At 52.9% G+C, this 5517-nt stretch carries 4 protein-coding genes; 1 reads left to right on the top strand and 3 read right to left on the bottom strand.

Annotation, left to right across the window (positions count from 1 at the left end):
• Nucleotides 1–176 precede the first annotated feature (176 nt).
• On the top strand, nucleotides 177–1145 hold the full coding sequence (locus tag IEX27_RS20860; RefSeq protein WP_244630492.1) for a type I restriction-modification enzyme R subunit C-terminal domain-containing protein: 969 nt from the start codon (nucleotides 177–179) through the stop codon (nucleotides 1143–1145).
• Nucleotides 1146–1955: 810 nt separating this feature from the next.
• On the opposite strand, the gene IEX27_RS20855 is transcribed toward IEX27_RS20860, so the two are convergent.
• From IEX27_RS20855 to IEX27_RS20845, 3 genes are all read right to left on the bottom strand, one after another.
• A complete protein-coding gene (locus IEX27_RS20855; protein ID WP_188723001.1) occupies nucleotides 1956–2717 on the bottom strand; it encodes a recombinase family protein in 762 nt (253 codons plus the stop codon).
• 212 nt (nucleotides 2718–2929) lie between these two features.
• Complete coding sequence (locus tag IEX27_RS20850) at nucleotides 2930–3901, bottom strand: hypothetical protein (RefSeq protein WP_188723000.1); 972 nt, start codon at nucleotides 3899–3901, stop codon at nucleotides 2930–2932.
• The gene (locus IEX27_RS20845; protein WP_188722999.1) at nucleotides 3883–4380 is read right to left on the bottom strand and encodes a hypothetical protein; all 498 of its coding nucleotides are present in this window, start codon (nucleotides 4378–4380) and stop codon (nucleotides 3883–3885) included. Before IEX27_RS20845 ends, IEX27_RS20850 begins: the two co-directional genes overlap by 19 nt.
• Between the last annotated feature and the right edge of the window lie 1137 nt (nucleotides 4381–5517).

The raw sequence follows: 5517 nt of genomic DNA, 5'->3' as shown, positions 1-5517 counted from the left end.
GGCCGCAGCAGCGCAAAAGAGAGGAGAAAAGACCAACCCATTGACCAAAGCCTGATCAGAAAACCATACTTAGAGGTGGCTCACTTCTCGGTGGAAAAACCGGCTCAGTTCCGCGTGGAAACCAACAAACCATCCGTCACGATGCGCTGAATACGTTGCGAACGTATGTTGCGGCCATGAACCTCGACAACTTCATCGTGCGCGGCAAGCGTCGCGCGGTGGAGAAATACAAGGACGCTGGTGCCTGGAACGACTTAACGGACGAGGTGCGTGACGAACTCCTCATCGACGTCGCGCCGCTGCCAAGCCAGGTAAAGGGAGAGCCGGAAGAAGCGAAGCGCTTCGATCTGCTCATCTTCAATCTCCAGCTGGCGCTTTTGAAGGGTTCGAAAAGCTTCGATCGACTGAAGAAGCAACTGCTCGAGATTGCCTCCGCGCTGGACGAGCAGACAGCCATCCCGATCATCGCGGCGCAGCATCCGCTCATCCTCGACATACTTTCCGACGCCTGGTGGGAAGGTATCACTGTGCCGGTTCTGGAACTGGTGCGCCTAAGGCTTCGCGGTCTCGTCCAGCATATCGAGAAGGGCAAACGCAAGATCGTTTACACGGATTTCGAGGACGAGCTTGGTGCTAGCGCTGAGATTGATTTGCCGGAGGTGGGTGAGGTGGATTTCTCTCGTTTCAAGAGCAAAGCGCGGCACTTTCTCCGCGAACACGAGGACCACATCGTCATCGCCAAGCTGCGCCACGGCAAGCCGTTGACGGCGACTGACATCGAAGAACTCCAGACCATGCTGCTGTCGGCGGGGATAGGTGACCAGAAACACTATGAGAAAGCCACCCAAGTCGCCAGTGGTCTTGGTGCCTTCGTTCGTTCACTGGTGGGTCTGGACCGCTCGGCAGTGGCAGAAGCATTCTCAGACTTCATTGCGGATACCGGTGCCACCGCCGACCAAATCGAGTTCCTCGACATGGTGATCGAGCACCTTACCGAGAAAGGCGTAATGGACCCGGCTCTTCTCTACGAAAGCCCATTCATCGACATTGCCCCAGAGGGACCGCAACAAGTGTTTGAAATCGAGCGCGCGAAAAAGCTTGTGCAGGTAATTCGTGAGTTCAACGAGTCTGCAGCCGTTGGATAGCGTCCGGTGCGCGTCAGAATGCTCTGTATGACTCAAGAGAGCTCGCTGGCGAGCGTTTGCGGATCGGATGCTGTCGGAGGCTCTGACGCCACCGATCGTGCCGGTGAGCTTGTAAGAGTCAAAGGCGACTGCTCGTGCAAGGACGCCGCGCTGATGGCTGATCCACCAGACAAGGCGGAGACTGGCTGACTATTCGGTCTGCGGCGTCCGACCTGGTTGATCGCGCCAGCCCTGCTGCGTCGAAAATATGAGAGAGAGCGCATTGCGGAGCTCGAACATCAGGAAAAACTTGCGAAGCGCCGGGAGGCTTATGCAAAAAAAGAAACTAGCCAAGTCCGGAAAAAAATAACCTCAGTTGAATCTTTGAAGAATGTGCGAGTGAGAACTCAGGTCAGGTGCTGCCTCGCCTGAAGATGCGCTACTCACCGGCGCTCAGTTCAACTCAAGGAAACTAACCGCTGGGCGTTCGCCACGACATCCGGAGTCCTCAGAATGTCTCGAAACCTATAGCAGAGCAGGCTGACGCGGTTGTTTCTAACACATTGTTATTTTCGGTGGCAGATGGGTCTGATCTGCGCAGCTGAACTATGCGCATCAAGCGGGCCGCTGTTTGACCGGAGAAGCTTCAACTAGATGTGCTCTAAACGACGCAGGGAAGCTCACTGGCGGGCATTTGCCTCTCGAATGGGTTAGGTGTCGAAAAATGGACGGCGCTCACCCAGTGCGCTCCCCTGAGTCATTCAGCCTGTAGCCACCTTGGACGGCTACTCCGCTGATATAACCGGATGAGGAACGTTCCGTGTATGGATCTCAGAAGCGACCATAGAGTGGGTGGTTCTTGTAATGCTCATCCTCTTGCTTTTGGGCTTTGGCTTTCTCCTGGAGTAGTCGCTCAGCGTCTCTTCGAGGTCTACGTATAGATTTTGCAGTCCATAGCTTGCCGAAAGCAGTAGGAATATTTCGCTGGTTTAAGATGTCGGCCAGTTCCTGATGAGTTAGCTTCTCCGGAAATTCCTGCAGCACTGTCTCTATCACTTCCACGCGTTTCCGAGCTTGAAGCTGCCGTGCTTCTACACCGCGTTTCTGAGCTTCCGAGATGTTGGGATTGCCAAAGACAGCCCCCTCATCCTTGCTTCTCGCCATACCATTCTTGGTATTTATCGAGATGCGCTCTCCTACTTCCTGGGCATATGCGACTCGTGAGGCAATAGTGGATGGGCTACCTCGCTCGCCGGTGCGGGTGGAAATTACTATAACATTGGTTGTCTGAACGATTTCCTCGGCGCTGCTAGTGTGTCGAGAGAACCTGTCAAAATCATATACCAGTATGGGAACTTTCTTACATGCTGCTTCTGCTATTGCAGCTTGTAGCCCGGAACGTTCATAGGCGCTTTCCTCACCCTTGCCGGTGCATACGTCCTGGTATTCGGCAATAATGGTGTATCCTTCTTGCTCAGCATAGGCTTTGACTGCAACGGTTTGTGCGGGCAGTCCTATGCCAGTTCTCCCTTGTCTTTCGGTTGATACACGACGGTAAAGGATAGCCGGTAACCGTTCTCTACTCTTTGCCATGACTTGTCCTGTCATTAAGTATAGGTAGGGGGAGTATGAGCACGACTATCCGATGCCCTTTAGTCGTGCTCATGCTCTGATTAAAGGCTGCCTGGCGCTGAGCGCTCTAGCTCATTGTTCAAGTCACAGCGATTTAGGCTGCTGCAGTGCATCAGCTAGGTGATCTGGGATAGACCATAAAATAGAACCGCCCCAGGCAGTATTGGGCTCGACTACGAATTGCCCGAGAAAGTGGCTGTTATTGCCTTCTGGAGGAGGCTGCCAAAACTCCGAACTTCAAAGCCCCGGCTGCTAGCTACCCTCTCAGCTGCGCTTCTATCCAGAAGGCCGGCGATTAGGTTTGCCAGCGCTTCAGCCTCACCCTTGTCTGTTTTGCGCGGGCTTGCTGCCGTGTTGGCCTTTTTGAAATCATCCGCCTTGAGCTTCCTACCAGTCTTCGCCGCCTGGGCAATTTGAAGCTGTTGTGATTCCGATAGCTTACCAAAGCTGTAAAGGAGCGTTTGCGGAATAACTTTGACCTCGGCCTCAGGCTCAAGCTTGCGAATATCATCCCATGCCCGTGCGCCGTCCATGTAGCGCTTAACGTCCATCGCGTTCCAACCGAACTCACCTCTATACCATTTGGTGAACTCGCCATGTTTAAGCCGGTCTTTCATGGCGATCAGGTCTCTACCAATAGCGACAAGAACTGCTGACCCTTTCCCGTGTAGGTCGCGTATCCTGTTTGCTGTCGCGTCCATTTCCTCCAGAAGCTCGCGCGGCGTAATTTCTGCGCCATCCTGGTTCGTGGTAATCGACGCGGCTGATTTCGCCTTCACTGGCTTTGCCTTGGCCGAGGCCATATTTATCACATTGTTATTTTTCGGCAGTGAAGTGGTCTCTACCGAAGCAGCGTCCGCCTCATCGAACTCCACAACGGCGTTATCGCCATACTGAAGCTCCTCCAACTCGCATTCAATGATTTCTTCCGGTAGATCGTCGATCCTATCAAGCGCCTCGTTATCAACCTGGTTGATACACTGCGGGGCTTTCGCCGTTGAAGCTCTGCTTACATCCGTGCTATTCATGAAGGTATCTCCGTCATTTTCCATACTGATGGGGTTTGCTGAAAACGGTGTGGTGTGGTCGCCAAACTTTCCCACGCCGTTTTCATTTTCATCTTTTCTCACTTCAGCACCTTCCACTGCGGGAAGGTCCACCGAACCTGTTTATCTAACTGCTGCAGCATCCTCTTAAGTTGCACTATGTCGTTGAGTGCTTGCTTGCGCGCTTCTGGCGTTGTGAGGTCACCAGTTTCAATCTCATCTATCCGGTCTACGATCTCCTTTCGCTTGTATTCGTTGATGATGCTCGCCAAGCCCGCGGCCGCATCGATCAAGGATGCAACGATCAATTCGGCACGCTCAATAGAGTTATCCGCTTTCGGTAAGTCTAGGCCATGAACCTCGGGCGGAAACACGGCCGGACCGTCATCGGCAAACACTGGAACGTTCAAGTTGGCTAGCTGTAGCGGCAGCTCGAAAGAGTCCGTGTCTGGATGCTCACCGTAGAATTCGAAGAACGGCGTTGTCTGAAGAGCGGCGGTGATATCGCCGGGCTTCTTTCGGGCCTCCTTCTGCTTCTCATAGTGTCTGCGCTGCCGTTCTGCATTGGATAGAGCCATGATCACCTCCTGATTTTTCGTGATGATCAGGTTATAACGAAGTTGAGTCCCTCGTGTCAATCAGAACCTAACGGAAAAATGATTGCTGTCGGAAAATTCGTCTGCGGTTACGGAAGCCGCCCATTTGCAGCATCAACCCGGACGCTTTCCGGCCATACACCTCCAATCATGCAGAGAGCTTCATTGATCTTGGCGGATCTGTCGCCGGTTAAGGGACAAGGCTCGATAGCCTCAAGTGCTTTGACCAGCCGGTCATAGATCCAATCAGGGATGTAGGTAGGCATTTGAACTCCTGAGCTGTTGCCTATTAGCTATTCAGCTTTTTGAGTCCAATTCCGGCCGATGTCTAGTGGGTGATGTAAAAAAACGCAATAAAAACAATAAGTAAGCATTTACTTATGTAGGTTTTGCAGCCTTCGGGCGAAGGCTAGAAAGGCGTTTTAAGACCGCTTGTGGACTATTCAGATCGTGCTGCTGGCGTGCGTGCGTGCCGACTTCTAACAGATTGTTACTTCTCGGCTGCAAGTGAGAGGTAGTGCACCCGCAGAGCCGAACGAACATGCGCTCGAAGCGCGCAGTTGTTAGGACAGCTCACCCCGCAACAGGTGGCCCAGGGATTTAGAGGCTTCCTTGATTAGTTCATCGGCACAGACGCTTCGCTGTGTTCCACATGATCTTGATCATAGCCGCAACGATGCACATGACTGCTATTGCAAGACCTGCACCACAGGAGACTTAGACCGACGCCCGGTATTGGTCAGAAGATCAGGTGGAGTCGGTCGATGGGCCTTGTCATTGCTGACCTTTTGACGCGTCTCTCGCACGGCTAGGAGATATTGGATGATCTTAGTCTCGCCGGGCATTACTTGGCGGACGCATAGGAATTCAGCTTGCACCCTTCATCCATATCAGCTTCAGGGCATGTTGACGTTTTGAGCGTTTTCTTTTCCGGTCCTGTTTTGTCAACATGATGTAAAGGTGTTTTCAGGCGATTTCTTACGCGAAATAAGGTATCCGTCCGAGCGAGGCCGCCTGTGAATATTGGATAAAACTGTTCAGACCCTGTCCTTATTCCCAGGCATAAGGACAGTTGGACAGATGGAGATTTTTGAAGGGGACAGGGGGTCTCGGGTGAGC

It is taken from the genome of Nitratireductor aestuarii (assembly GCF_014641695.1).
Lineage (GTDB): Bacteria > Pseudomonadota > Alphaproteobacteria > Rhizobiales > Rhizobiaceae > Chelativorans > Chelativorans aestuarii.
The sequence above is the reverse complement of the archived record's forward strand: the minus strand, read 5'-3'. Positions and strand labels throughout refer to the sequence as shown.